The sequence below is a fragment of the Methylobacterium sp. NMS14P genome (assembly GCF_028583545.1).
Taxonomy (GTDB): domain Bacteria; phylum Pseudomonadota; class Alphaproteobacteria; order Rhizobiales; family Beijerinckiaceae; genus Methylobacterium.
Genome location: NZ_CP087107.1, coordinates 124,159 through 149,508, shown reverse-complemented (window position 1 = coordinate 149,508; position 25,350 = coordinate 124,159). Strand labels below are relative to the sequence as shown.

Below are 25,350 nucleotides of genomic sequence, written 5' to 3'. Positions count from 1 at the left end.
AGGCGCCGGCGTCTGCAGGCAACCGTGCTCGGTCGGCGTGACCGTGAGGCATCTTCTCACCCGACTCGTCCGCGCAATGGCCGCCGGATCCGCAATCGCGGCTCGCAAGGCCGCGCCTGTCGAGCCGACGATCCCGTTCCCGATGCTGGATGGAAGCGTGCTGGCCATGGTCGACCTCGCTCCTCACCTCGCTCTCCAGGTGCAGAATTTACCGACGCGCCGCCTGCCAGAAACCCGAAGGTGCACTCTGGAGGTGCGAAAATAATTGGCCCGAAGCCGCGCGACGAGACTCCGGTCGCTCAGCTGACGTGACACATGATGTGTCGCCACATTCGCGTCGGACGTCACTCACGGCTCGAATGGTCCAGACAAGACCAAATCTCATCGGTGGGAACAAAGTCAATTTTCAGCCAGGAGCAACCCGACCATGAAGATCGCTCTATCGACCGCCCTGATGTGTGCGCTGCTGACAGCGCCTGTCCTGGCGCAGGGCAACTCGCCGTACAATCGCTCCGGTTCCCAGGCAGGAGGACCACTCGGCGGCCAGGAGCGCCGTTTGGGCGCCCCGGGCGGCACTCCCGCGGTCGATCCCGCTCGATCGACGCAGGGGGCGGTGCGATCGAAGGGGCGAACGAAGGCCGCGAAGCATTTCCGACGCCGGCACGCGTTGTAGACTGGGCCTCCTTGCAGAACCGCAAGGCTTCATGCCCGCGCTGACGGTTTTGGGCCGCCTCGCCGCCCCCGATCAGGGCAGCCCGATCTTCGAGGTTCCGCGGCCGAAGACGTCCGCTACGTCGCCCCGATCGACGATCCGGCCGTCCTGGAACACGAGCACCCGGTCGGCGAGATGCTGGATCACGCCCCAATCGTGGGAGATGAATACGAGCGCGGTCCCGAGACGGCCCTGAAGGTCGGCCAGGAGATCGAGGATCTGCGCCTGGATCCCGATGTCGAGGGCCGAGACCGGCTCGTCGCAAACGATCATCGCGGGCTCGGCGGCCAGTGCCCGGGCGATCGCTACCCGCTGGCGCTGACCGCCGGACAATCCGCGAGGATGGCGATCGAGGACGCCGGCTCCGAGACCGACTTGGTCGATGAGGGCGCTCAGGCGCGCGCGCCGAGCCTCCTTGCCGCGAACCGGGAGATTCTCGGCAATGATGTCCTCGACCCTGTAGCGGGGATCGAAGCTGCTGAGGGGATCTTGCGGGATGTACTGAAGCTGCCGACGCAGGCGGCGTCGGCGCGCCTCGGGGATCCCCGACCAGCGCTCGCCAAGCAGCCGAACCTCGCCCGCATCCGGCTCTATCAGGCCCAGGATGATCTTGGCGCAGGTCGACTTGCCGGAGCCCGAAGCGCCGATGATCCCCAGCACCTCGCCGGCCCGCGCCGTGAAGCTGACCCCTTCGAGCGCGGTGAATGCGGTGGTCCCGCCGGTCGAAGCACGCAGTGCGTAGGACTTCGCGATGTTGCGCACCTCGAGCACGGCGCGCGGCTCGACGGTCACCCGCGGCGGAAGCGGGTCGCGCGTGATCGCGGCTAAGCCGCGCCCGGTTGAAAGCCGTGCCGAGGCGAGGCGACGGCCCCGCGAGGCGGTGGACGGGATCGCGGCCAGAAGCTGGCGCGTGTAGAGATGCCGTGGCTGCTCCAGGACATCCCGGGTCGGGCCGGCATCGACGATGCGGCCGCCCCGCATCACGATCACCCGGTGGGCGATCCGCGCCACGAGAGCCAAATCGTGGCTGATCAGAAGGAGGCCCGCCCCCTCGCGAACCCGGTCGGCCAGGACTGCGAGCACTTGGCTCTGGATACCGGGGTCCAGCGCCGTCGTCGGCTCGTCCGCGACGATCAGGTCCGGCTCGGCCGCGATGGCGGCGGCGATCAGAGCCCGCTGCCGGAGCCCGCCGGAGAGCTGATGGGCGAATTGCCGGGCCCGGTCGGCCGGCCGCGGCATGCCGACCTTCGCGAGCGTCGCGTGGACGCGGTCTGTCAGCGCGGCCCGGCCCGAGACCAGACGGTGCTCGGTGAGCACCTCGCCGACCTCCTGGCCGACCGTCCGCAGGGGATCCAGCGAGACTAGCGCGTCCTGCATCACGAGACCCGTGAAGGTGCCGCGCAGACGGCGCCATTCGGCCTCGCGGAAGCGACGCGCATCCCGATCGCGGATCCGGAAACGCGCGGCCTCGACCCGGGCCCCGTCGCCCGCGAGGTTCAGGAGGCTGCGCGCCGTGACGCTCTTGCCCGATCCGGACTCGCCGACCAAGGCGACGCATTCGCCCGGATGAACGGCGAGGTCGATGCCCTCGACCACGGGTTCATCCCCATGGGCCGGGAAAGCGATCGACAGCCCACGGACGTCGACGAGCGGTTCGCGGAGCGCGATCATGCGAGACGTCCCTCGAAGCGCTTCTGAAGAACGCCCCCGACGATGCTGAAGGCGATCACCGTCAGTGTGATCGCGAGCCCCGGGAAGACGCCGGGCCACCACGCCACCCGCAGCACGTCGCGGCTCTCGGCGAGCATCACGCCCCATTCCGGCGTCGGCGGCTGGGGTCCCAGGCCCAGGAAGCTGAGGCCCGACACGACCAGGATGGTGTTGCCGATGTAGATGGTGGCGATCACCGGGACCGCGACCAACACGTTCGGCAGAACGTGGCGCAGGAAGACCTGGAGGCGCCCGAGCCCGTAGATCGTCGCGTGGGTCACGTAGTCGGCGTCGCGCACGAGCTGCGTCTGCGCGCGCACGACCCGGCCGAACTTCGGGATGCCGGCGATGCCGACCGCGAGGGCGATGTTGGCCATACCCTGCCCCAGGAAGGTGACGACCAGCATGGCGAGCAGCACGCCCGGAAAGGACGAGAGCACGTCGAAGAGGCGCGAAACCGTCTCGTCCAGCAAGCGGCTGCGCAATCCCGCCAGGACGCCGAGAAGCACGCCCGCGGCGGCACTGACCGCCATGCCGGCCAGCCCGATCAGGAGCGAGTAGCGCGTGCCGTAGAGGGTCCGGGCGAGCACGTCGCGCCCGAGGCGGTCCGTGCCGAAGGGATGGACCCAGCTCGGCGCCTGCAGGGTCTCGGATACGTCTCCGGCGAGGGGATCGTAGCCGGTGAAAAAGCGCGGCCCCAGGGCGACGAGCGCCAGCAGGACGAGGAATCCGATCGCCAGAGTGAAGCGCGGTGGATGACGCTGCCCGGAAAGGGTCGCGCGCGTCGTCGCGGCCGGAGCGCCGACCGTGGCCCCCATGAGATCTTCGGTGGAGAGCGCGACCGTGGCAGGCGCGGGGTGCGGGGAGGCGGTCATGCGGCCCTGAGCCTCGGATCGATCAGGAGGTAGAGGATGTCGAGGAGCGTCGAGGCGGCGACGTGGATGAGCGCGGCGAGCAGCACCACCGCCAGCACCACCGGTACGTCGTGGGTCAGGACCGCCCCGAGCGTCACCGTGCCGAGCCCCGGCCGGCCGAACACCTTCTCGGTGATCACGGCGCCGCCGAGCAGGCCGCCGATCAGCCAGCCCCCGAGGGTCACGGCCGGGAGCAGGGCGTGGCGCAGCACGTGGCGGGTCCGGATCGCGGTCTCACCGACGCCGCGGGCCCGGACCGTGGTGACGAAGGGCTGATCGAGGGCCTTCTCCATCGCCTCGCGCAGGACCTGGGCCAGGAGCCCGGCCGTCGGCAGGGCGAGGGCGATGGCCGGCAGCACGAGGGCGTTCCAGCTCTTGGCGCCCGCCACCGGGAACCAGCGCAGGGAGAACGAGAACGCCATCAGCAGAAGGATGCCGAGCCAGAACACTGGCGTGGAGGCGGCGACGAGTTCGAGGCTCGAGGCGAGGCCGCGGGCGATGCGCCCCCGTCCGGCCGTCGCGAGGGCGAGCCCGGCCGCCAGCACGACGGCCAGCAGCCCCCCCGCGAGTGCGAGCTCGACGGTCGGCCGCAGCTGCGAGCCGACGACTTCGATGACCGGCCGGCGCAGCACGTAGGAGGTGCCGAAATCGCCCTGGGCGATCCGGAGCAGGAAGTCGGTGTACTGGGTCGGCAGGCTCCGGTTCAGACCCCACTCGGCGGCGATCGCCTCGCGCAGTCCCGGGAAATCGACATCGCCCGCGAGGATGTCCTCGATCCGGCCCGGCAGGGCGTGCAGCGCGACGAAGGTCGCGGTGACGCTCGCCCAGGCGACCACGAAGCTCGTGGCGAGACGGCTCAGGATGCGGACGGTGATGGAGCGCGCCGCCATCGACCTACTCCCCGGCGAGCCAGACGTCGTAGGCGTTCGCAGGCGAGTCGAGGCCGGCCTCGAAGCCGAGGCCCTCGACGCCCTTGCGGGCGGCCAGAAACCAGCTCGGCGCGAAGAGCGGGACGATGTACGCCTTGTCGATGCCGAGCGCCTGGATCCGGTCGGTCAGCGCGCGCTTGCGCGCGGCATCCGTGGCCGCGAGCGCCTCGTCGACCAGGCCGGTTATCTCCGGGTCGGAATGCGCGATGTTGGTATAGAGAAAGCCCTTCGTGCCAAGCATGTCCCAGAGTTCGCGAGCGGCGTCCGAGGGATTGTCGGTATTCGGGTAGATTGACCAAGTCCCGGTGGCGTTGCCCTTGGCGTACTCGCCGGCCGTGACGATGCGCAGATCGAGGTCGAGGCCGATGTTCTTGCGCAGGGCCGACTGGATGCCCTGGATCAGCACTTCGCGGTTGTCGCGCACGTAGGGCTGCGGGTAGCCCACCTCGAGCGTCAAGCGCTTGCCGTCGCGGGTCCGGAAGCCGGCAAAGTCGCGCCCTGTCCAGCCGGCCTCGTCGAGCAGACGGTTGGCGCCGGCGACGTCGCGGCCCCAGGCGCCGACGAGCGCGGGGTTGAAGGCCGGGTTGTCCGGGCCGATGATCGACCACGCGCGCGGAACCGTGCCGAGATAGACTTGGCGCACGATCGGTTCAGGGTCGAAACCGTCGCGCAGGGCGCGCCGCACCCGGACATCGTCGGCGGGCGCGCGAGTGTAGTTGACGTTGAGGGTGAAGGCCGTGCCGGCGCCGAGCGGCCCTTTGAGAAGCGTGAAGTCCGGCTGGTCGGCGAAGAGCGGGGCATCCGTCGGTTGCACGCCCTCGATGACGTCAACCTGTCCCGAGGCAAGGGCGCCGGCCCGCACGGCCGCCTCCGGCAGGAAGCGGATGGTCAAGCCGTCGAGATGGGCCGGACCTGAGTGGGCGGCGTAGCCGGGTGGCGACGTATAGGTCGCGTTGCGGGTAAACCGCGCCGACTGGCCGCGGACATACTCCGCGAACACGAAGGGGCCCGTGCCGGCGAGCGCGGGGCCGCCGCCGCAGAGATCGCCGCTGGCCAGAGCCTTCGGTGAGATGATCCCGAGCTTCACGTTGGAGACGGATTCCAGGAAGCTCGAATCCGGGCGGGCGAGGACCAGCCGAACCACGTGCGGGGCGACGATCTCGGCCCGCGCGTACCGATCGAGCAGAGCGGCGGCATTCGCGGCGTTCTCGGGCTTCTTCACGAAGTCGAAGTTCGCCTTCACCGCCTCGGCGTCGAGCCGCTCGCCGTCATGGAAGGTCACGCCTTCGCGGAGCGTGAAGGTGTAGGTCAGGCCGTCCGGCGCGATCGACCACTGCGTGGCGAGCCAGGGGGCGAAGCTCCCGTCCGCCCGCTTGGCCACCAGGGAATCGATGTAGTTCCGGGCGACGAAGAAGGCTGCCTGCTGGGAGGAGCGATGCGGATCGAAGCAGCTCGGCTCGGTCGCGACACCCCAGGTGATGGTGCCACCGGATTTGGGGGGCGCGTCGGGAGAGGCCGCACGTGCTGGCCCGACCAGCCAAACCGCGCAGGCCGCCGCCGCCAGACTGCGATGAAAGATCTTCCGCATGCATGATCACCGAAATACGTTCAAGCGCAGCGGATTACTCGCCCGACTCGGGCATAAATCGCGAAGGTATCAATCCCGATACTGTCAATGAGAGCTGCGCGCCTTGACTTGCACGGAAACTTAGGGGCTACGGCTCGCGTTTGGCAACGCGGAAAGTCCTACTTTCACTGCGCTGCCATTATTTTGTATTCTCTTGCGCGTCGCCGGCCCGATTCAGAGATCGAAATGCTACATCGGCCACGCGGCCAGGATATTTCGTTTGCGGCCCGTACCCTTTCCCGCGGCGACAGGACCAGTTCTGGACCCCGAGGCGACAGAGTGAGGCCTCGCGCGGCTCGCCCGGGCGCTGCGGATCAATCCCGTGCGGCTCGATTTCGACGACCTGCTGTCGGCTCCGCCGCCCCTCCGGCCGGAGACCAGCCTTGGACCGTTGCTCGGCACCTCTGCGCTCGGCTGGCGAAAGGGCTGGCCGCGTCCCAGCCGCTACGGGCGCCGGGCTGCGTCGGCCACCGCATCGTCGGCTGGAGACCGGAGGCGATCGCCGACGCCTCCGAGGTGGCGTTTCGGTCCGGCATGGTGGACGGCTTCGAGCTGATGCCGGCCGTGCCGGAGACGATCGTGGATCTGGCGGTGTCGATCCTTCAGCACCGTGGCCCGCTCCGACGAGCCTACGCGGGCACGACCCTGCTCGACGAGCGCGGACTGAAGCGGCCCCCAACCCGCTCGGCGGCGGCCCATGACGGCTCGCTCTCCGCCTGAAGCGACGCGCCGTCGCCGACGTGCCGTTCGCAGGCTGTCCGACGCGCCACACGCGAGTACGCGGAGCAGCCATCGCTGCTTGCGGCACTCGGCGCGAGATCGGCTCTCATTCAGCGCTCAAAAATAGGACATATGAGTCGATAAAACGGACCTAATTGGAAATAATTTCCCCATCTGTCGAACTGTATTTCGTATATACAGATTGAAATTCGTAGCCGTCGCAGGTATTCCCGCTTGTGAAACCACGATTCCGGACTCGTCTCGCCGCACGGCAGCTCCTCGGCCTGCTGGCGGGGATCGTCGCGCTCAGCTTCTACCTTCCACCATTTGCCCATGCGCAGGACCGCGTTAAAGTCGGCCTCGCTATCCCATCGACGGTGACCGACGGCGGCGTTCAGGCAGTCGCCGAAGAGCTCGGCTTCTTCAAACAGGAGAATCTGCAGGTCGAGTACGTCGTCCTTCCCGGTGCAGGCGCGCTACTGCCGCAATTGCTGCAGAAGACCATCACGGTCGCGTTGCCTCTGCCCGAAACGCTGCTCGCCTCTCACAAGCCCGCCGAACCGCCGCTCCCGGTCGCGTACTTCTACAATGCAGGGCCGCGCAACACGCTCGAACTCGCCGTCCGGGCAGACTCCGACATTCGCAGCCTCGCCGACCTGAAAGGCAAGCGGATCGGCGTCGGCGCGCTGACCTGGGGCACGATCCCACAGACACGCGCCCTCATGCGCTCGGTCGGCTTGGAGCCCGGGCGGGACGTCAGCATCGTAGCCGCCGGGGTGCTCGGCGCCGGCTTTCACGCCCTCCGGGAGGATCGTGTCCAGGCTCTCAACTTCAACAGCACCTGGATCGACATCATGGAGGATCAGGGCATCCCGGCGCGTCGGCTGGACTACCCGCCGGTCTTCCGAAGCATGGTCGTCAACGGCTTCCTCGCTCACCGATCGACGCTCGAGCAGGATCCGGCGCTTCTCGAGCGCTTCGGTCGGGCTTGGACGAAGGCCCTGATCGTCTGTGACGCCAATCCCGAGGCGTGCGTCGAAGCGTTCTGGCGTCGAAGCCCGTCCATGGCGCCCCAGTCGGACCGCGAAAAGGCCCTGGACGCGAGTGCACGGCTGCTTCGGCGGTGGATCGAGCCCATCATGCGCGACGAGGCCGGGGCCGCACGCGTGCCCGGTGCGTTCGATCTGACGCGCATCGGCGCGTATGTCCGCGAGATGCATCGGTACGGCGAGTTCGCGACGGCCGACTTGCCCCTGGAGGCCTATTTCTCGAACGCACTCGTGCCGGGCTTCGCGCGGTTCGACCGGGCCGCCCTCGAGGCACAGGCGCGGGCGCTTCGATGACGGCCTTGCCGGCTTCCGAGCACGTCCGCATCGACGCCGTCCGGTTCGCCTATGGCGGATCGACCGGAGCGCCGATCCTGCAGGACCTGTCGCTCTCGGTGCAGCACGGCGCATTCGTCGCCATTCTCGGACCGTCGGGCGGCGGCAAGTCGACGGTGCTGAAGCTCCTGTCCGGCCTCGTCACCCCCCTAGGGGGGACCATCCGGATCGACGACACGCCGGTAACCGGTCCGCGGCGCGACGTCGGGACGGTGTTCCAGAAGCCGAAGCTCCTGCCCTGGCGGACGGTGCGGGACAACGTCCTCCTACCGGCCGGCTTCGCGCGCGCGGCCGCCGCCCGCGAAGTCGCGCGCGCCGACGCCTTGCTGGCAACCGTCGGCCTGTCTGACAGTGCGAGCCTCTATCCAGGTCAGCTCTCCGGCGGAATGGCGCAGCGGGTCGGCCTGGCCCGGATGCTTCTGCACGATCCGCGCCTGCTGCTGCTCGACGAGCCCTTCTCGGCCCTCGACGCGATGACCCGGGAGCATCTCTCCCTGGAGTTGCAGCGGCTCTGGATGGAGGAGCGCCGCACGGCGCTCTTCGTCACCCACTCCATCCCCGAGGCGCTGTTCCTGGCCGACCGGGTCGTCGTGCTCGCCGGGCGGCCGGGCCGCATCCTCGCCGACATGCCGGTTCCCCTCCCCCGTCCACGCACCCTCGAGACGATCAGCGAGCCGCGCTTCGGCGCGCTCGCGCTCGAGCTTCGCCGGCTCTTCGACACGGCAGCCCGCCACGGGATCCTGGCCGCATGACGATCCTGCGCAGCGTCGTCCCGCCGCTGATCACGCTGGTCCTGGTGCTGGCGGTCTGGGCCTACGCGACCAGATCGGGAGGGCTCCCGAGCTATCTCCTGCCGGACCCGCTCTCGGTCGGCAGAGCCTTGTGGGCCGGGCTCGCCAGTGGCGAGTATGCGCCGCACATCCAGTTCACCCTGACCTCGACGCTCCTCGGCTACGGCGTCGGATCGGTCGCGGCCGTGGCCGCCGGCATCCTCGTCGCCGAAAGCCGGGCTTTCGAGCGCTTCGTCTTCCCCTACATCGTGGCGATCCAGGCGATGCCGAAGGTGGCACTCGCGCCGTTGATCCTCGTCTGGTTCGGCTTCGGCCTCGCCTCCAAAGTCGTACTCGTCGCACTGATCTGCTTCTTCCCGCTTCTCGTGAACACGATCGCGGGTATTCGTCGGACCGACCCCGAACTGATCGACATGGCCCGGTCGTTCTCCCGGCCGCCCTGGTGGATCTTTCTGCACGTCAAGCTCCCGGCCGCCGCCGGTGCGATCTTCGCCGGCCTCGAGATCGGGATCGTGCTGGCGCTCATCGGGGCGATCGTCGGCGAGTTCGTCGCCGCCGAGAAGGGCGTCGGTTACCTGATCGGCTCCGCGACTGTGAACATGAACGTGTCCACGATGTTCGCGGGCGTCCTGATGCTGGCCGGCTTCGGCATCGTCGGGAGCGCGCTCGTGCGCCTCGCCCAGCGGCGCATCGTGTTCTGGGAACAGTCGACCGGTCAATCGGCAAGGGGGGAACGCGCATGAGCCTGGACGTCAAGCTGCCGGACGCGCTCGCCTTCGCCTCGGCAACCGAGCTGGTACGGCGACTGGAAGCCCGCGAGTTCACGGCCCGCGCCCTGCTCGAGTTCACCCTCGACCGCGTGCACCGCCTCAATCCCGAGATCAACGCGATCGTCTTCACCGATCTTCCAGCGGCGCGCGAACGTGCCGACCGGGCCGATGCGGCGTCGGCCCGCGGCGAGAGCTGGGGAGCGCTTCACGGGCTACCGATGACCGTGAAGGAGACGAACAACGTCGCCGGATGGCCGACAACCTACGGCGATCCCGCCCAGGCGGGCTTCGTCCCGACGCGGAGTGCCGTCATCGTAGAGCGGCTTCGGGCGGCCGGCGCGATCATCTTCGGCAAGACCAACGTTCCGATCAACGCGCTCGACTGGCAGAGCTACAACGCGATTTACGGGACGACGCGCAATCCCTGGGATCTCGACCGGACCCCGGGTGGCTCGTCCGGCGGCTCGAGCGCGGCGCTCGCCGCAGGTCTCGTCCCCCTGGAAATCGGGAGCGACGCGGGCGGCTCCATTCGCTTTCCGGCTCATTTCTGCGGCGTCTACGGCCACAAGCCGACACCCGGCATCGTCCCCGTCTCCGGCAACGAGCGCGGGGAGAGTCTCCTCGACAACGATCTGGTTGTGAGCGGTCCACTCGCTCGGACCGTCGCCGATCTCGAGCGCGCGCTCGACGTCATTGCAAGACCGGCGGGACCGAACGCCAAGGCCTGGCGTCTGGATCTCCCGCCGCCACGCGCGACGCGCTTGGCCGACTTCCGCGTCGCCTACGTGACGAACTCGCCTGTCGCCGAAGTGGACGAGCCGGTCCAAGTGGGGATCAGAGCGTTGGTCGAGCGCCTGAAGAGCCTGGGAGTCAACGTCACGGCGGATGCGCTCCCGTTCGAGGATCACGTCGCGCACCACGCGACGTATCTTCAACTCCTGCGTGGATCGGCTTCGGCCCGCCTCCCGGAGGCAGTCTTCGAAGATGCCGTTCACCGCCTCACCGAACCGGGTTCGAACGCGACGCCGTACGTCACGCGGATGGCCCAGGCGCATGCGCAGCGCCATCGCGACTGGATCCTGGCGGAAGAGCGGCGCGCCGCGCTGAAGCGGGACTGGGCGACGTTCTTCGAGCGCTACGACGTGCTTCTCGCTCCCGCCACCGTTTGCGCCGCTTTCCCGATCGACGAGGCCCGACCCCGCGAGGAGCGCGTCCTGCAGATCAACGGACACGCGGTCGACTACAACGACCAGCTCTTCTGGGCCGGGCTGGCGACGCTGCCGTCCCTGCCTGCGACGGCGGTTCCGATCGGCTACGACGCTCACCTGCCCATCGGGATTCAGGTGATCGGGCCGTATCTCGAGGATCGGACGACACTCGCGTTTGCCGCGGAGATCGAGCGTCTGCAGCCGTTCGTGCCACCTCGGCGGTTCGCACCGTCGGCCGATCGGTGAGCGAGCAAGATCACGTTGCCGACGACCCGTGCGGGCGTCCAAGAAGCGGCGCTGGCGTCCGCTGGCGCTGATCGAGCGACGATATGGGAGGCCACTCTTCGGCCTCGCGAAGCTCGAACACCGGCCTCCGCCGGGGGCAGCGGCGCGATCTTCCGATCATCGCTGGCGTCCGTCACCGCGTCGGGCAACGCGCATCCGACGTGGCGCGCGTTATACCGGAAGCCCTTCGTGAACCTGATCAGCCCGGTCCAGGGCCAGCCGGTCAGGTCGACGGGCCAGCGCCTCGCCTTCGACGCCACCGGGCATGGGGCCTTCCCGGTCCTCCGCGACCGTTGGGGCGATCCGGAGCTGCTTGCAGCCATGCGCGGCGAGACCGTGGAGACCGCTCCCGAGATCGACGTGGACGGGGATATCGCCGAGCATGCCTGATTCTGCACGCGATGGACGGTGAGCCACATCCAGGTCGTCTGAGGGTGGCGGGGCTGACCGCGTTACCGCGGGATAGGGCGGACCGCCTGCTGGGCAACGCGCTCTCCGGCCTCGGCTGTCCGGCCCGATCGCGACCGGCCAAAGCGTCCGCCGTTCCAGACCAAGTAGCCGAGACCGGCCGCCACGCCGGCGAGCGTCGCGACGAGGGCGAACTCGCTCGACATGCCCCCCGCCACGGTGCCGCGCCGCCGAGACTGAAGGGCGCTCGTCTTGGCCCGCACGAACGCCCGTGTGGCCGCGGCAACCTCCTCGGGCGCGAGGAGCATCTGCGCTGCGGGGATCAGTTCATGCACGTGACGGTGCAGGTGCTGATCTACGAGGAACGTGACATCTTCGAAGGTGTCGAGCCAGCCAGCCGAGGCCGCCTTGCGGCGACGGGCGAGCTGCTGGAGCTGTCGCCTGAACTCCGCGTGGCCGCGGTTCAAGTCCTCGATCAGCGGGCGTGTCCGGGCCTCCCGGCTCAGCGGGCCATACAAGCTCGCACCGAGGCCGATCGCGTGCAGATCAAGCTCGTCCATGAGGTCAGCCAGCATTCGCTCGCGGCTGCCGACCGCTCTGGGATCGTTGAGAGCGTATGGAATCTCACGGATCAGGCCACCGATGTTCTCGTGGTCGCGCTCAATGAGTTGCCAAACGTCCATGCACGTCTTCCTTGCCGGTGAAACTACCAGCTCTGAACACCGTGCGCCCGCTGAGCGTTCCTGATCGCGGTCGTGCCGACCCGAGCCACCGCTCAGATGAGTGCCTGAGGATGCGGCGACGGCGTACCGGAGTACCGCTTCGGGTCCTGCGGGCAGCCGGTATGCACCCTGCGATGGCTGAACTTCCGATTGCCGTTCCCGGCGTACGATCCCGAGAGCACCAGGGCGCCGTGACAGGACGGGCAGCGCTTCGGCGCCATCACGTGGGCGCTCTTGGCCTCAGCGACGCTGATCTGACGCCAGACACCCTCGATTTTCGCCTCACAGGTCTGATCGTCAAGCGTCGCCATGCCTATGAGGTGCCACGGCGAGACGGATCGCGCCAGCCCGCGATCGGGCGAACCGGCGCGACAGAATGCCGGCGCTCAGCTCATCCGCCGACGCCGTTCCCGTACTTCCTCCCGGGCGAGCGTACGTCCGACTGCGGGGCGCTGCTGCCCGCAGGCGTATCCGTGTCCGAACGGAGCGGCAGAGGCTTCTGACCATCCCGCGACCGGATGGAGGGCGGGCCTGACTTGTCGGAGCACCCGGGAACGGGTGCGGGACCGCCCTCCCCCTCGCAAGGCAACCCCGCTTCTGGCCGCATGGCCCAACGGTCACGCTTGCCGTAGCCCGTGGGATGGCTTCCAGTTTCGCACCCACCATGCTTCCCGACGCCGCCGCCCTGTGGCGCAGCGCGATCGAGGACCTGTCTCCGCACGCTTCGCCCTGCCGCTATCTCGTCCCGGCGCGCTGGGCGCCGATGCGTGAGGCCGCCATCGACTTCTGCGACCGGCTCGGCGCCGAGGCGCACGCGCTCGGCTGGACGGCGGCCGAGCTGTTCGCGCTACACCCCGAGCACGGGACACTGCGGATCGAGGTCTGCGGGGTGATGATGATCACCGGCAATCGGGCCCAGGCTGTCGAGCCGAGCCGCGTGGTGTTCGAGCGCGGCTCGGCCTATCGGACCAAGCAGGGCCAGGTCTGGGGCATTCCGGTCTGGGAGTTCGCGAAGAAGGGCCGCTGATGCCTGACGAAGCGGGTGCTCCGCGGCCCCGATCGCCGCGCCCGGACGCGCACAGCCCTCGTCGTCCTGATCGTGCCCGTTCGCTTCGGCCCCGACCTCGTGCACGCGGCGAGCGCCCCGCTTCCGCGGCCGGGCCCGGCGCGCCGGACGACGGCACCGGAGTGGATCGTCAGCCCGCCGGCGGTGGTGGCGATCCGGCCACCGCACCGAGGACGCTCACCCCATCAGTCGCGCCGCGCCTCGGCGGACGCGCGCTCCACCACGGCCCGCAACGCCGCGCTCCCTTCCACAGCGAACCAAGCGCGCAGCATGCTGGACGTTTCGGGTGTGTCGTCCGGCCGCTCGCGAAACAGGTCGGCGTAGCGGGCCAATTCGCGCTCCACGAACATGTCGAGGTAGGCGGCACCGCGCGTCCTCGCGGGATCTGCCAGAGCGTCCGCGAGAACGCGCTGCATCATCTCGCCGACCATGGCCGAGACGTAGATCGCCTCCTCGCTACCCTGTTCGAGCTCTTTCAACTGGGCCTCCTCCTCACGCGGAAGCCCGGTCCTAAGCTTGACCGAAGGCACGATGCAACGCTGGCTAAGCGGACCGGGGGTGAAGCGGGTCGCCGGCAGCGGCACCCTCAGGCCCGCCCCGCGGGTTTCCAGGTCGAAGAGCGTGCGTGAAGCCCATGACCTACACCGTCGAGCAACTCGCGCCCGGCAGCTACGACGTGCTGCTGGATGGCGTCGTGATCGCAGCGCTGGTCCGGGTCGTCTCGCGCACCGGACCGAGCGACACGTGGCAGATCGAGTTGCTCGATGAGGTGCCACAGGCAGAGCGGCCGGCGCCGTTCACATCACAGTGACACACCTTCAAATCGCAGGCCGCCGCGCTGGAGTGGCTCGGCACCGGCGAACGTCACCGGGATCAGAACTGCGGCCCCTGATCGCGGGTGTCTCGGGAACAGGGGGCCGCGGCGGCCCGTTCAGGCGTCACGGCCCGCCACGTTGGCGAGCCGGTGACGACCAGGATACAGCCATGGCTACAGGCACCGTGAAGTGGTTCAACGAGACCAAGGGCTACGGTTTCATCCAGCCCGACGATGGCGGCAAAGACGTGTTCGTTCACATCTCGGCCGTCGAGCGTGCGGGCCTTCGCTCCCTCAACGAGGGTCAGAAGATCTCCTATGACGTCGAGGCGGACCGCCGCAGCGGCAAGGAGAGCGCCGCCAACCTGAAGGCGGACTGATCACCGCGCGACGAGTGGCCTGCCTTGGGGCCGCTCGTCACATATCGGGCTTTGCGCTCGGAGCCGGAGACCGCGTCAGGCGCTCGATCTCGCGCTTCGGCCTCCCCGACTTGCGGGCAATCTCCTCTTCCTGCTCGCTGATGAGAGCGCGCGCCGGCTCATCGCCGTCGAGCCCCCCCAGGATCTCGGCCGGCACGCGTCGGTTCGAGGCGCGGCTGCCGTCGGCGTAGGTGACGTCGAACAGCACGAACCCCTGCACCTTCGGCAGAGACTTGGTACGCTTGGCCATGAGGAATGATACCGGCTTCTCGGACGAGGCGAATGCCGTCGCGACCCGCGCTTATCGCGAGCGCGGCGCGCGGTCAGGAGCGCGTCTCATAACCCATCCTTCCCGTGCGCCGGAATATCCAAGGAGCCGGCCCACAGAGGGACGCCTGTGACATCTTGGATGCATATCGACACCGGCATCGTTCCCGGCGGGACACCGTTGCACCTGATGCAGCGGGGCCACGAGTTCTCGATCGTCGCCGACACGATCGAGTTGATGAACAGCACCCGCGGGGCCTCCGAAGAGGCGCTGGCGATCCTCGCCTGCGGCCGGGTGCGCGGCCGGGGTGCAGCGCGCGTGCTGGTCGGCGGTCTCGGGATGGGGTTCACCCTGCGGGCGGCCCTGCGCAACCTCGGGCCCGAGGCGAGCGTCACGGTTGCCGAGTTGGTGCCGACGGTGGCGGCTTGGGCGCGCGGACCGCTCGCGGGCGTCTTCGCCGGCTGCCTTGACGACGCGCGCGTCGACCTGCGCGAGGCCGATGTCGACCACCTCATCCAGTCCGGCCCGGCCGCCTGGGACGCGATCCTGCTCGATGTCGACAACGGTCCGGAAGGGTTTGTGCGCCCGGAGAACGATCGCCTCTATAGCAGCCACGGATTGGAGTTGGCGCGGCGGGCGCTGCGACCGGGCGGCGTGCTCGGCGTCTGGTCGGCGACGCCCGACCGCAAGTTCAAGGCGCGCCTCCAGCGCTCGGGTTTCGTCGTCGAGGAGGTTCGCCCCCACGCTAACGGGCAGAGCGGCCCGCGGCACGTGGTATGGATCGCGACCTCCGGCGGCCCAGCAGCCTGACCCTCCCGCCTCCCTACATGGAATCGCATACATGGAATCGAGCGCGCTGCTGCGCTGACGGCATTGCCTCGGCAGCGAGAGTGCGTCTTTCGCACCCTATCCTTCGCGTCCCCGCCATCTCACACTGCAGGCATCGCCGGATGGGCTCGATTTCAGGCTCCGGCGGCTGAGGGACGCGTGCCCCCGCCTGCGGAGCCGTGAGCACGCGATGGCCGACCTCATCGATTTCCCCGGGAAGCGCCGAGGACCCGTCACGGCCTACCGGCTGCACCGGTTCGCCGCGGACGGCAGCGACCGCGGCACGGTCCTCATCCGGGCCCGCGACGACACGGAGGCGAGGCATCAGGCCGACAGGCTGGCCGAAGGGTTGCTGGCCGAGCTGTGGTCAGGGGATCGGCTTCTGGATCACCTCGCGCCGGCCGACCACCCGGTCGCAGCTTGCATCGGCCCGCTATGCGACGGGCCCTGAGCCCGCAGACGCGCCGGCCTGCCGGCGACGCGAGCGAGGCCTTGTTACATTGTTGCATGGTTGCGCGAGAGGTGCGATACGCCGCGGATGTCCGCTGAGGCCACGCTCTGGGATCTGGTGACCGCCGAGCGTATCGCCATCGAAGATGTCGGCGCCGCCGTCGACGCCTATCTGGCCGAACCGACCACCCAGGACCACTCGATCGGTCCGGACCACGTGCTCGATCTCGCGGCGGCTGTCGCGGCCCACCCCTCCGCGCCCGCGATCGTGGTCGACACCGAGGCCGACGAGCCATCGCGCCGCATGGCAGTCAGGGCGGCCCTACTCATGAGCCGCCCCACCACCCGATCAAGCAGCGACTAAGAGCGCACCGACGATTGACCGCCCACCAGATGTCCGGTGGCGGAAGCGCGGCTATTGATCGTCGTCGTCATCGTTGACCTCGACGAGATCGCTCGTATCTTCATCGTCCTCATCGACGACAAGATTATCGTCGTCGACTTGCTCACCATCGTCCTCGATGTCGAGCGCGTCTTCGTCCTCAGCATTGCTGTCCGTGTCTTTGTCGGCCTCTTCAGCCTCGACCTCGTCCAGCGACACGAGTTCGGGGCCCTCCGTCTCATCCTCTTCGTCGCTCGGCGCCTCTTTGCGCGCAACGACGGGAGCGCTGCCCCTGGAGTACGATGTCGCCGCAGCGATCGGCACGACCTCGCCTGAATAGGGCGAGATCACAGGGTTCTTGCCGAGGTCGTAGAACTTTTTACCCGTCGTCGGGCATATACGCTTCGTACCGAGGTCCGGACGCGCCACTGCAACTCTCCCTGAGGGCCATCAGACGCTGGATCGCCAGCGTGCATGCGGTGACGTCTACCACAGTCAGCGGCCCGCTGCCCGGCATCTTCACACCGATCCGAGGCGCCTCTCGAGCGTGCGGCTGTGTTCCGTCGAGGCTGAACGGTCGCCGGACGCCGCCCACGCCCACTTCGCGGCGCGGACCGGGCGGTCTCGTCAGGCCGAACGCCGGGGCGCGATCTGAGCCCGGGCCCATGCTGCCCGCGCCCTCTGGGCAGCAGCCAACTCGGCGAAGGCCCTGGCGGCACCTGTGGCTTCCATGGCCCGCATCTTCTCGGCCAGGATCGCCGCCTTCATCGCTTCGGTCTCGGCCACGATAGCTTGGGCAACGAACGGGTGAGTCTGGGGCATCGGCGTCCTTCGGGCTCGGCCGGCCCGGAGGTCTGCGCGCGGATGGTTAATGAGACGTTGATCGGCCTCGGTTACAGGACCGCCCGCAGGAACAGGCAGGCGAGCCATGGGGTTGCCCGGACAGTTCCTGGAGTAGAGACATGCTGACTGGTAGCCTGCTGTGGCTCTTGGGGGTGCCGATCCCTGTCCTGATCCTGATCTGGTTCTTCTTCCTGCGCGGGCGGTAACGCGCAGCATCGCACGAAGAAGCCCGCGCCGGAGGACCGGGCGGGCTTGCTAGGATCAGCTCAGCGGGGCGTATCAGAAGCCGCCGCGGCGCCCGTATCCATAACCATGGCCGTGCCCGTATCCGCGGCCGTAGCCACGACCATAGCCTCGCCCATAGCCGTAGCCGCGCCCACGGAAGTGCGGGCCACCGTAGCCCCGGCGACCGTAACCGAAGCGCGGGCCGCCGTAGCCATACTGGACTTCCTGCACCGTGGAACCGGCCTCCGGAACGGCTCCGATGCCGATCTGAGCCGCAGATGCCGGGGCGGGGGCGAGAAACATGCTGGCTGCGAACAACCCAGCCGTCAGTGCGGGTACTTTGAACAAGGGCTATCTCCTGGCCACAGCCGCGAGCCTGCGGCAGTCGCTTCAGGCCAACCGGACGGGCGCGGACACTGTTCCGCATTCCCTGCCCGCCTTCGCCTCGGACACCCGTGGTTCCGCACGATGCCGCGGACGCGGCGACTCGGCGACCCCGCTGTCCGCCCCGCGGGCCGAGCGTCATCCAAATAGGGGTAGTGTTCTGGAGCACGTCGCGAAGTCATGTGCGGTGCTTAACCAAGTCTCGCACCGTCATCGCCGATGGGACTATGCGGCGAGGTGCTGGAGGGTCTCCACCATGTTGACTCGCACCGTCATCAGCCTCGCCGCCCCCGCCTTCCTCGCCGCCGCGTGGGCCGCTCCGTCCTGGGCACAGCCGGCCGCCAATGGCGGGCCGAAATTTCTCATTCACGGCAACTACTGCGGCCCCGGCAACAACGCCCCTCTGCCGCCTATCGACGCCCTGGACGCGGCTTGCGCCCGCCACGACGCCTGCACGCCAGATGTCGGCCTCCCGACAAAGGCCTGCAACCTTCGGCTGGAACGCGAGGCCGCCGCGGTTGCTCGAGATCCGCGGCAACCGGACGATGTGCGGTCGCTAGCTGGCTTCGTTGCCTCGTTCGCAGCGTCGAATGCGTCCCGCACGGCGCCGACGGTGCTCCCCGCGAGACTGGCTCACTGAGAGGCCGACGCATCGGCCGCCCTTCGCCCGCGCGATCGTCGGGTCTCGGCGCACATCAGATCCCGGTGAGATGGCCGGGAGCTGATGTTCATTCCGCCTTCGCCATCCTCCGCCACGGTCCTGCACGCTGTCGCAGAGCAGGGGTCCGGTGGCGGAGACATCGTGCGGGGAAGTACGGGGAAGCCCGCCGCGGCTGCCGGAGCGGGCCGCGATACGCGAGAGTGCGAGCCTACCTTCCGCTGGGCGCGGCGTAGCTGCCGGTGACCCCATTGCCCCGGCTGCTGCCGCCCGGAGCGCCGGGAGTCTTGTTCCGGACGAAGCTCGCGCCGGGATACCGCCGCTGGATCCGCGACATCGAGTGGCGCCGCACGTGATGGCGCCGCATCCGAACGGTGGTGAGCATGTCGGACGGCGACGAGATGCCAGTCACGGGGCCGGCCGGCACGGCCGAGGCGGGGACGGCCAGCACGCCGAGGCCTACACCTGCGAGCGCGGCAAGAACTAGAATACGCATAGAGCTCCTCCGTGCCTCAGCGAAGAGAGATCGCGTCGGCTCGTAGGGAAGACCTGAAGCACTCGTCTGGTTCAATCATCGGAGCCTGCGAGCGCAATCTGCCGCGCGGTCTCGATGCCGGCGGCAAAGGCAGCCCGTTCACGCAGGGCCACAGCAGCGCCTCCGTCCCGCTTAATCCCGGACGCTGCGTGCGCAGCGACACGTCGCAACGAGATAGCCAGCCCCATATCGGTATCACGCAAGAGAAAATGGACCGAATAGCTCGGACTGTACTGCGTAAAGGAGTAAGAATTAGCCCATGAAGACCCGTATCGCCGCTGCCGTCGCTGCCCTCGCACTTGCCGCAGCACCGATCTCGTCCGCGATGTCCTACGACCGTCCCGCCTGGACGGGCTACACGCCCTACGATGTTGAAACCACGGGCTCGTTCGGCGCCCCGTTCGGCAGCCGCTACGACCGCAACCCCACGACCTGCCCGCAGAGCTCGGCGGCCGAGGGCAATGCCAACCAGCAGAACTTTCCGGTCAAGCAGTATGGCCAGACCGCGGGCGGCAACCGCTGCTGAGTTCGGGGCGATCCGATGCTCAAGGCCTTTTCCTACGCGATGATCGGCGCCTTCGCGGGCGGCCTCGCGATGACGGTCGCGGGCTCGGCTGGGGTGCTCTTCGGTACCTAGGCCCGACCGGATGGCCGGCGATGCGCTTCTCGGCGGCGGGGTGCGATCCGCCGTGAGGAGCGCCTCCGCGCGGACGATGACGACGAGGACCGCTTTTCACTCAGCGCAAGCCGCCGCGACCACCCACTGAGCAGCTTGCGTCGACGCCATCGTGAGAGCCGCCACGGCGTCCTGCCCGATCGCGCACGCGCAGTGCACGATCCTGCCTCGGCACCTTGTCTGTGGACTGCGAGCCGACCCGAGGTCCCAAACTCTTCAATCGCGCGAAGGCAGGCGCGAGACGGCCATGCCCGCGCGTCCACCTCGCTCGCCGGTTCCACCGTCTGCTGGTCGTGAGGCGGCGCCGCTGCGTTCGCGGAACATGCCGTGCCGTTGCGGCGCGCAGAGCCGAACCCCGCGACCGAAATGCTGACCTCCGAGTCGCGCGTGACCCGTTATTGGTGGTTGTTCGCGGGTCGGCCCTGAACCACCTCCGGTGGCAGTAGCGCGAGATCGATCAGTTCCTTCACGGCAACTCCGGCGACACCACGAGGGTCCTCGCTGCCTACTAGCTTCAGGTTGTCAGCCAGCATCTTGATGATCGCGACGCGCTGCTCGTCGGCCAGCAACGAGATGGTCATACCGAGCGTCGACTGCAAAACCTCGACCCGTACCGTCAGGTCGCGGAGTTCTTCGAGCAGGATGTTTTCGAGTGGCGAGGACACAGGCAGCTCCACCGATACCGGTGGCCCCGATCTAGCGCACTTGCCGGTGATCGCCCGCCCGAGAACCTACTCCCTTCGGAGATGGGAGGTCGGCGGCTCCAGCCCGTGGCTGATGCGGCGGAGCCCGACGGAGCGCGCGCGAACCGCGACGCACGGAACTCGGCAGACGGTGGTTGGCCGTTCCGACGAGGCGAAAGTCGCCCACGAGTTCTGTGTGGGGGCCGAGCCGCGAACCGGTCGGAACGCAGGTGCCGGAGAGCCGATGACTGTCTGAGTCCGGCGCGCGACGACGGGATCGGCGCGGCTGGCCCGGGTCGGCATGAGCCCGCCCGCCTCATCGGCGGATCCTCTCAGGAGCGCCGGCGCGCCCCCCGGCGGCATCCCGCGGCCGGCGTGATGGGGACACCCTCGCCATCCTCACCCCGGAACCTCGATCGAGGGCTGGCCGGTGAGAGGCGGCTATTCCGGACTGGCATACGCTGAGGAACGCCGCGCGTCAGTGGCGAAGATCGTGATGGCCACGCGCGCGGCGCCCGTCGCGGGTCGGTGCGCCATGCTCGCTGTCGATGCCCGGCGTGCCGCAACCGATCACCTGCAGGCGCATTATTACAACTGTGCGCCCGCATAGGTTGCAGGCGCCGGATACCGGGCGGTGTCCATCCACATACCTTAGGCAGGTTCGGGTGTTCGTTTCGCTTCCTCCAGCGGTCGCGTACCTGCGACCGTTTACCTGGGGCTGGAGCGCAGCGATGACCGAAGAACGAACCAGAAGCAGCAGCATTCTGCAGCGTATCGCTGCAGCGCTCGGGGACGACGTTGCGATCTTCCGGGACAAGCCCGCAAACGTCAGCGCGGTCGAAGACGCTCTCGAGCTCTTGACCGCCTTCGAGCGCGTCGTGGACCGCGACGATCGCCGCTCCTGTATCGACTTCGTCCGCTCTGTCGCCGCTGGTCAGGACAGAGCTTAGGGAGATTTATCAATTTAGCTGGCGCTCAGTCTGCTTCATTTGACTGGCCAGAAGCCTACCGAATTCCAGGAGGGTCGCGTCGATCAGCGTACGCAGAAGCGGTGAACCAACTTCTGCAACCAGCGGCCGGACAGCAATCAACGCGTCGACGACCCGATCGATCGCTCGAAGCCGCTGGGCTGAGACGGTGAGGTCGTCGTGGCCGCCGTCCCCGAGATCCAGAACGACACCGAGGCAGCGTTGACCCTGGCCGCACGCGTCGACCTCGACCCGACCGCGCGCAGCGACGCGACGCACACCGCCAGGACCATCGTTGGTATGGAACTCGGCCTCGAAGCGTCCCGCCGTGCGGTGTGCCTCATGCACGAGATGTGCGACCCGCTCGCGGTCGTCGGGATGAACACCTTCCAGGAACGCGGACACTGGAACGCCCGCCGCGGCACGCTGCTCGTCGAGGCCGAGCAGGTTGGGCAGAGCCCCAGTCATGGCGACGATCTGTGTGGCGAGGTTCGTTTCCCAGAAGCCGACATAGCCCGAGGCGGCCAAGGCAGATTGCAGGGACGGCGTCACGGGCGATCTCCCCGGTTGTTCTGATTCAGGAAACGCAACCTGAGGGTTCAACGAGCTTCGATCTCCATCCGTTCCCGCCCATGCGGTCGCGCGGAAGCGGGATGAGGTCACAGCCGCGACTGACGTCTCGACGATCGCTCCGACGTTGCCCTTGCTCGTGCGATTGCAGACACTGCCGTCACTCCCGCCGGTCGATCGCAAGCATCGATTTCGTCGCTCGCAGGTTCGGAGGCCAGCCATGAGGACGTCGATACCGCTCCCAGCCTCCGTCGGCACGGTCGTCACGGACTTCATGCGGCGTCTCTACGCAGAGCGGGCGCCGGTTCTCCGAGGCCTGTACCTCGTCGGATCGATCGCGCACGACGACGTCCGGCTGGGTGCGAGCGACATCGACTTCGCTGCGGTGTTGGACCGCGCGCCCGCCGAACAGGACTGCACCACGCTCGGCCGCATCCATGCCGGCCCGCTCTGACCGGTTCGATCAGGCACATCGCTCTGGATTGGTCTCACCGGACAGCCGGACCCGACCCATGGCCGTGGCTCGCCGCGACGAGACCCGCGATGGACGGGCATCAGGTTTGTGGCCGGGATCACCGCGCGCTGGATCGAACAGCGACCGGGTGACGTTCCTCATCGCCTGAACTGGCCAAACAGGAGGAACACTCATGCGTATTCGCTCACTGCTGCCGCTCGTCGGGTTGCTCACGCTCACGGCCTGCAAAGACGAGAAGAAGGCCGAGGCCCCCGCGCCTCCTCCACCTCCTGCGAGCACGGCGCCGGCAAACCCCGCGCCACCGGCAACGACCACAAACCCGGCTCCAGCCAACAAGCCGTAGCCGAAGTTCCTCGAAGGTGGCGGGCCCTGTCGCGTCTTCCGAGACCACAGGACCCGCCATTCGCAACCGGGGCCGATGGCGCCGCTCCGGTCACGGAACGCGCCCCCCGAGGCCCGCGCCGCCCCCAGGCAGACACTCGCGAAACCGCTCGACCTGTGACACCCGGCGGCCCGTGAACGCCGTCAGAGCCTGCCGGAAGGGACTCATCCGCTTCGGAGAAGGTGTCCGGAGAAGATGGTCACAGGCAGCTCGTCAGCCTGGGCCACGCGCGATCAGCGCGGCTGGATGAGAAGGACGGTGTCGGCCGTTCTCCTGCAAGGCCCGCCTCCGGGATTGCCCATCCTTGTTTCGACGACGCAGGGTTCCGACGCCCGCCACTGCCTCTTGTCCCGCCGCCTCGCGGCTGGTGGTCTCGGGCGTGAGCCGGCGGTTCGGCCGGACGCTCGCGCTGGATCGCGTCTCGCTGACCCTCGTGCCGGGCGAGATCCTGGCGGTGCTCGGCGCCTCCGGCTGCGGTAAGAGCACGCTGCTGCGGCTCATCGCCGGCCTGGACGCGCCGGATGCGGGCGAGATCACCATCGGGGACCGGCGTGTCGCCGGCCGCGGTCGCAACGAGTCGCCCGCGACCCGCGGCGTCGGGCTCATGTTCCAGGACTACGCGCTGTTTCCCCATCTCACCGTGCTCGCCAATGTTCGCTTCGGCCTCGCCGATCTCGGCGGCGCGGAGGCGGAGCGCGTCGCCCGCGAGCGGCTCGAACAGGTGGGCTTGGCGCACCGGGCCGACAGCTATCCGGGCACCCTGTCGGGCGGCGAGGCGCAGCGGGTGGCGCTCGCCCGCGCCCTGGCCCCGCGCCCGCGGGTCCTGCTCCTCGACGAGCCGTTCTCGAACCTCGATGCCGGCACCCGCGATCACGTCCGCGCCGATACCCTCGCCGTCCTGCGCCGGGACCGGACCGGCGCGCTCCTCGTGACCCACGACGCTGCGGAGGCCGTGGCCTTCGCGAACCGCATCGTCCTGATCCACCGGGGCCGGATCGTCCAATCCGGCACGCCCGAGGCGATCTACGGCAAGCCGGAGACGCCTTTCGCCGCCAGGGCGCTCGGCGAGATCATCGAGATTCCGGGCTGGGCGGCGGGCGACCGCATCGCGACGCCGCTCGGTCCCCTGCCCCGGCCCGGCGCCGTGCCGGACGGGGGTGTGACGGTGTGCCTTCGCCCGGAAGCGATCCGCCTCGGGCCCCCGCCCGGACCGGCGGGGGACGGGGCGCGCGCCGCCGTCCTCGGCCGCACCTTCGCGGGACCGCGCCTGCGCCTGGATCTCGCGGTTGCCGGTCTCGACGCGCCGCTGCGTCTCCACCTCCCGCCGGCGGCCGTTCCCGGAGACGAAGTCGGCATCCACCTCCTGCCGGAGCAGGTCCATATCTTCCCAGCGAGAGGAGCGCGCGAAGACGATCCCTCGATGAATTAGAATATTTAAAAACAAAACTTTCTTGCGATGCAATGCTTCCATGTATAACCCCTATGCATCGTTCGATGAAGGGGGTTTTTCCGTGTCACCTCTCTCCAGAAAGTGTGCCTGGTCCGGCCTCGCTCTCTCGCTCGGCCTCGGCGCGACTGCCCACGCGGCGGAGGTGAACCTCTACACGACGCGGGAACCTGGCCTGATCCGCCCCCTGCTCGAAGCCTACACCGCCAAGAGCGGCGTCAAGGTGAACACGGTTTTCGTGGAGAAGGGCCTCGCCGAGCGCGTCGCCGCCGAGGGCGCCCGCTCCTCCGCCGACATCCTCATGACGGTCGATATCGGCAACCTGATCGAACTCGTGGACCGCGATCTCGCCCAGCCGGTGCGCTCGCCCGCGCTGGAGGCGGCGGTGCCCGCGCCCCTGCGCGACGCCGGAGGCCGGTGGTTCGCCCTCTCGATGCGCGCCCGCGTGCTCTATGCCGACGAGAACCTCTCGGGCCTCACCGCCGCGACCTACGAGTCCCTCGCCGATCCGCAGTGGAAGGGACAGGTGTGCCTACGCTCGGGACAGCACCCCTACAACACCGCGCTGATCTCGGCCTTCCTCGTCCGCCACGGCGCGGAGAAGACCGAAGCGTGGCTGCGCGGGCTGAAGGCCAATCTCGCGCGGAAGGCGGCGGGCGGTGACCGCGACGTGGCCCGGGACATCGCCGCCGACCTCTGCGAGGTCGGTCTCGGGAATTCCTACTATGTCGGGCTGATGCGCTCGGGGCGCGGCGGACCGGACCAGCAGAAATGGGGCCAGGCGATCAAGGTCGTGCTCCCGACCTTCGAGGACGGCGGCACCCATGTGAACGTCTCGGGCGCCGTCGTCGCCAAGGCGGCGCCCAACCGCGAGGAAGCGGTGAAGTTCCTCGAATACCTCGTCTCCGACGAGGCGCAGGCGGTCTACGCCAACGCCGACTACGAGTATCCCGTGAAGGCCGGCGCCGCGATCGACCCGCTGCTCGCGAGCCTCGGCACCCTGACCATCGATCGGACGCCGCTGCTGGAGATCGCCCGCAGCCGCAAGGCGGCGAGCCTGCTCGTCGACAAGGTCGGTTTCGACAACTGAACCCGTGCG

General features: G+C 68.6%; 30 protein-coding genes. 18 read left to right on the top strand and 12 right to left on the bottom strand.

The window, feature by feature from the left end; translation table 11 throughout:
• Positions 1-745: 745 nt before the first annotated feature.
• Genes LOK46_RS30525 through LOK46_RS30510 form a run of 4 tightly spaced genes read right to left on the bottom strand, consistent with a single transcriptional unit; the run spans position 746 to position 5,853 of the window.
• Positions 746-2,383 (bottom strand): ATP-binding cassette domain-containing protein, encoded by a 1,638-nt coding sequence (locus LOK46_RS30525; protein WP_273565092.1) that lies wholly within the window; start codon positions 2,381-2,383, stop codon positions 746-748.
• Positions 2,380-3,297: an ABC transporter permease gene (locus tag LOK46_RS30520; protein WP_273565091.1), complete on the bottom strand. Its 918-nt coding sequence runs from the start codon at positions 3,295-3,297 to the stop codon at positions 2,380-2,382. Before LOK46_RS30520 ends, LOK46_RS30525 begins: the two co-directional genes overlap by 4 nt.
• The gene (locus LOK46_RS30515) at positions 3,294-4,226 is read right to left on the bottom strand and encodes an ABC transporter permease (RefSeq protein ID WP_273565090.1); all 933 of its coding nucleotides are present in this window, start codon (positions 4,224-4,226) and stop codon (positions 3,294-3,296) included. The genes LOK46_RS30520 and LOK46_RS30515 overlap by 4 nt, the downstream gene beginning before the upstream one ends.
• Positions 4,227-4,230: 4 nt before the next feature.
• A complete protein-coding gene (locus tag LOK46_RS30510; RefSeq protein ID WP_273565089.1) occupies positions 4,231-5,853 on the bottom strand; it encodes an ABC transporter substrate-binding protein in 1,623 nt (540 codons plus the stop codon).
• A gap of 555 nt (positions 5,854-6,408) precedes the next feature.
• Between LOK46_RS30510 and LOK46_RS30505 the strand changes: the two genes are divergently transcribed.
• From LOK46_RS30505 to LOK46_RS30480, 6 genes are all read left to right on the top strand, one after another.
• Complete coding sequence (locus LOK46_RS30505) at positions 6,409-6,612, top strand: hypothetical protein (protein WP_273565088.1); 204 nt, start codon at positions 6,409-6,411, stop codon at positions 6,610-6,612.
• 236 nt (positions 6,613-6,848) lie between these two features.
• Positions 6,849-7,955 carry an ABC transporter substrate-binding protein gene (locus LOK46_RS30500; RefSeq protein ID WP_273565087.1) on the top strand — a complete coding sequence of 369 codons (1,107 nt, stop codon included), beginning with the start codon at positions 6,849-6,851 and terminating at the stop codon, positions 7,953-7,955.
• Positions 7,952-8,746 (top strand): ABC transporter ATP-binding protein, encoded by a 795-nt coding sequence (locus LOK46_RS30495; protein WP_273565086.1) that lies wholly within the window; start codon positions 7,952-7,954, stop codon positions 8,744-8,746. The genes LOK46_RS30500 and LOK46_RS30495 overlap by 4 nt, the downstream gene beginning before the upstream one ends.
• The gene (locus tag LOK46_RS30490; protein WP_273565085.1) at positions 8,743-9,528 is read left to right on the top strand and encodes an ABC transporter permease; all 786 of its coding nucleotides are present in this window, start codon (positions 8,743-8,745) and stop codon (positions 9,526-9,528) included. Before LOK46_RS30495 ends, LOK46_RS30490 begins: the two co-directional genes overlap by 4 nt.
• Positions 9,525-11,009 carry an amidase gene (locus tag LOK46_RS30485; RefSeq protein ID WP_273565084.1) on the top strand — a complete coding sequence of 495 codons (1,485 nt, stop codon included), beginning with the start codon at positions 9,525-9,527 and terminating at the stop codon, positions 11,007-11,009. The genes LOK46_RS30490 and LOK46_RS30485 overlap by 4 nt, the downstream gene beginning before the upstream one ends.
• A gap of 228 nt (positions 11,010-11,237) precedes the next feature.
• Positions 11,238-11,438 (top strand): hypothetical protein, encoded by a 201-nt coding sequence (locus tag LOK46_RS30480; protein WP_273565222.1) that lies wholly within the window; start codon positions 11,238-11,240, stop codon positions 11,436-11,438.
• Between the two features lie 62 nt (positions 11,439-11,500).
• On the opposite strand, the gene LOK46_RS30475 is transcribed toward LOK46_RS30480, so the two are convergent.
• Together LOK46_RS30475 and LOK46_RS30470 are read right to left on the bottom strand one after the other, a co-directional pair.
• Complete coding sequence (locus LOK46_RS30475) at positions 11,501-12,139, bottom strand: hemerythrin domain-containing protein (protein ID WP_273565083.1); 639 nt, start codon at positions 12,137-12,139, stop codon at positions 11,501-11,503.
• Positions 12,140-12,231: 92 nt separating this feature from the next.
• Positions 12,232-12,489 carry a hypothetical protein gene (locus tag LOK46_RS30470; protein ID WP_273565082.1) on the bottom strand — a complete coding sequence of 86 codons (258 nt, stop codon included), beginning with the start codon at positions 12,487-12,489 and terminating at the stop codon, positions 12,232-12,234.
• A 329-nt stretch (positions 12,490-12,818) separates the two neighbouring features.
• Here LOK46_RS30470 and LOK46_RS30465 point away from each other — a divergent pair, with 329 nt between their 5' ends.
• The gene (locus tag LOK46_RS30465) at positions 12,819-13,205 is read left to right on the top strand and encodes a hypothetical protein (RefSeq protein WP_273565081.1); all 387 of its coding nucleotides are present in this window, start codon (positions 12,819-12,821) and stop codon (positions 13,203-13,205) included.
• 224 nt (positions 13,206-13,429) lie between these two features.
• Here the strand turns inward: LOK46_RS30465 and LOK46_RS30460 are convergent, their stop codons facing one another.
• The gene (locus LOK46_RS30460) at positions 13,430-13,723 is read right to left on the bottom strand and encodes a hypothetical protein (RefSeq protein WP_273565080.1); all 294 of its coding nucleotides are present in this window, start codon (positions 13,721-13,723) and stop codon (positions 13,430-13,432) included.
• A gap of 155 nt (positions 13,724-13,878) precedes the next feature.
• Here LOK46_RS30460 and LOK46_RS30455 point away from each other — a divergent pair, with 155 nt between their 5' ends.
• Positions 13,879-14,055, top strand: a complete 177-nt coding sequence (locus LOK46_RS30455) for a hypothetical protein (protein ID WP_273565079.1) — start codon at positions 13,879-13,881, stop codon at positions 14,053-14,055.
• Between the two features lie 173 nt (positions 14,056-14,228).
• Positions 14,229-14,438: a cold-shock protein gene (locus tag LOK46_RS30450; protein WP_273565078.1), complete on the top strand. Its 210-nt coding sequence runs from the start codon at positions 14,229-14,231 to the stop codon at positions 14,436-14,438.
• 37 nt (positions 14,439-14,475) lie between these two features.
• Here the strand turns inward: LOK46_RS30450 and LOK46_RS30445 are convergent, their stop codons facing one another.
• Entirely contained in the window at positions 14,476-14,727 is a 252-nt protein-coding gene (locus LOK46_RS30445; protein ID WP_273565077.1) for a hypothetical protein, read from the bottom strand.
• Between the two features lie 159 nt (positions 14,728-14,886).
• Between LOK46_RS30445 and LOK46_RS30440 the strand changes: the two genes are divergently transcribed.
• The 3 genes from LOK46_RS30440 to LOK46_RS30430 all read left to right on the top strand — a co-directional run bounded on the left by LOK46_RS30440 (position 14,887) and on the right by LOK46_RS30430 (position 16,387).
• A complete protein-coding gene (locus LOK46_RS30440) occupies positions 14,887-15,555 on the top strand; it encodes a spermidine synthase (protein WP_441011774.1) in 669 nt (222 codons plus the stop codon).
• A 208-nt stretch (positions 15,556-15,763) separates the two neighbouring features.
• Positions 15,764-16,024, top strand: a complete 261-nt coding sequence (locus LOK46_RS30435; protein WP_273565075.1) for a hypothetical protein — start codon at positions 15,764-15,766, stop codon at positions 16,022-16,024.
• 87 nt (positions 16,025-16,111) lie between these two features.
• Complete coding sequence (locus LOK46_RS30430; RefSeq protein ID WP_273565074.1) at positions 16,112-16,387, top strand: hypothetical protein; 276 nt, start codon at positions 16,112-16,114, stop codon at positions 16,385-16,387.
• A 51-nt stretch (positions 16,388-16,438) separates the two neighbouring features.
• Here LOK46_RS30430 and LOK46_RS30425 read toward each other — a convergent pair whose 3' ends face one another.
• Together LOK46_RS30425 and LOK46_RS30420 are read right to left on the bottom strand one after the other, a co-directional pair.
• Complete coding sequence (locus tag LOK46_RS30425; RefSeq protein WP_273565073.1) at positions 16,439-16,834, bottom strand: TIGR02300 family protein; 396 nt, start codon at positions 16,832-16,834, stop codon at positions 16,439-16,441.
• A gap of 198 nt (positions 16,835-17,032) precedes the next feature.
• Positions 17,033-17,227, bottom strand: coding sequence for a hypothetical protein (locus LOK46_RS30420; protein WP_273565072.1), 195 nt, complete (start codon positions 17,225-17,227; stop codon positions 17,033-17,035).
• 886 nt (positions 17,228-18,113) lie between these two features.
• On the opposite strand from LOK46_RS30420, the gene LOK46_RS30415 reads away from it, so the two are divergent.
• Positions 18,114-18,497, top strand: a complete 384-nt coding sequence (locus LOK46_RS30415) for a hypothetical protein (RefSeq protein WP_273565071.1) — start codon at positions 18,114-18,116, stop codon at positions 18,495-18,497.
• 812 nt (positions 18,498-19,309) lie between these two features.
• Positions 19,310-19,576: a hypothetical protein gene (locus LOK46_RS30410; RefSeq protein WP_273565070.1), complete on the top strand. Its 267-nt coding sequence runs from the start codon at positions 19,310-19,312 to the stop codon at positions 19,574-19,576.
• Positions 19,577-20,121: 545 nt separating this feature from the next.
• Here the strand turns inward: LOK46_RS30410 and LOK46_RS30405 are convergent.
• Positions 20,122-20,391, bottom strand: coding sequence for a hypothetical protein (locus LOK46_RS30405; RefSeq protein ID WP_273565069.1), 270 nt, complete (start codon positions 20,389-20,391; stop codon positions 20,122-20,124).
• A 749-nt stretch (positions 20,392-21,140) separates the two neighbouring features.
• Between LOK46_RS30405 and LOK46_RS30400 the strand changes: the two genes are divergently transcribed.
• Positions 21,141-21,359: a hypothetical protein gene (locus LOK46_RS30400; protein ID WP_273565068.1), complete on the top strand. Its 219-nt coding sequence runs from the start codon at positions 21,141-21,143 to the stop codon at positions 21,357-21,359.
• 9 nt (positions 21,360-21,368) lie between these two features.
• Here the strand turns inward: LOK46_RS30400 and LOK46_RS30395 are convergent, their stop codons facing one another.
• Positions 21,369-21,929 carry a PAS domain-containing protein gene (locus tag LOK46_RS30395; RefSeq protein ID WP_273565067.1) on the bottom strand — a complete coding sequence of 187 codons (561 nt, stop codon included), beginning with the start codon at positions 21,927-21,929 and terminating at the stop codon, positions 21,369-21,371.
• Positions 21,930-22,167: 238 nt separating this feature from the next.
• On the opposite strand from LOK46_RS30395, the gene LOK46_RS30390 reads away from it, so the two are divergent.
• The 3 genes from LOK46_RS30390 (at position 22,168) to LOK46_RS30380 (ending at position 25,341) form a co-directional block, all read left to right on the top strand.
• Positions 22,168-22,401 carry a hypothetical protein gene (locus tag LOK46_RS30390; RefSeq protein WP_273565066.1) on the top strand — a complete coding sequence of 78 codons (234 nt, stop codon included), beginning with the start codon at positions 22,168-22,170 and terminating at the stop codon, positions 22,399-22,401.
• A gap of 782 nt (positions 22,402-23,183) precedes the next feature.
• A complete protein-coding gene (locus tag LOK46_RS30385) occupies positions 23,184-24,233 on the top strand; it encodes an ABC transporter ATP-binding protein (protein WP_273565065.1) in 1,050 nt (349 codons plus the stop codon).
• 82 nt (positions 24,234-24,315) lie between these two features.
• Positions 24,316-25,341 (top strand): extracellular solute-binding protein, encoded by a 1,026-nt coding sequence (locus tag LOK46_RS30380; protein WP_273565064.1) that lies wholly within the window; start codon positions 24,316-24,318, stop codon positions 25,339-25,341.
• Positions 25,342-25,350 lie beyond the last annotated feature (9 nt).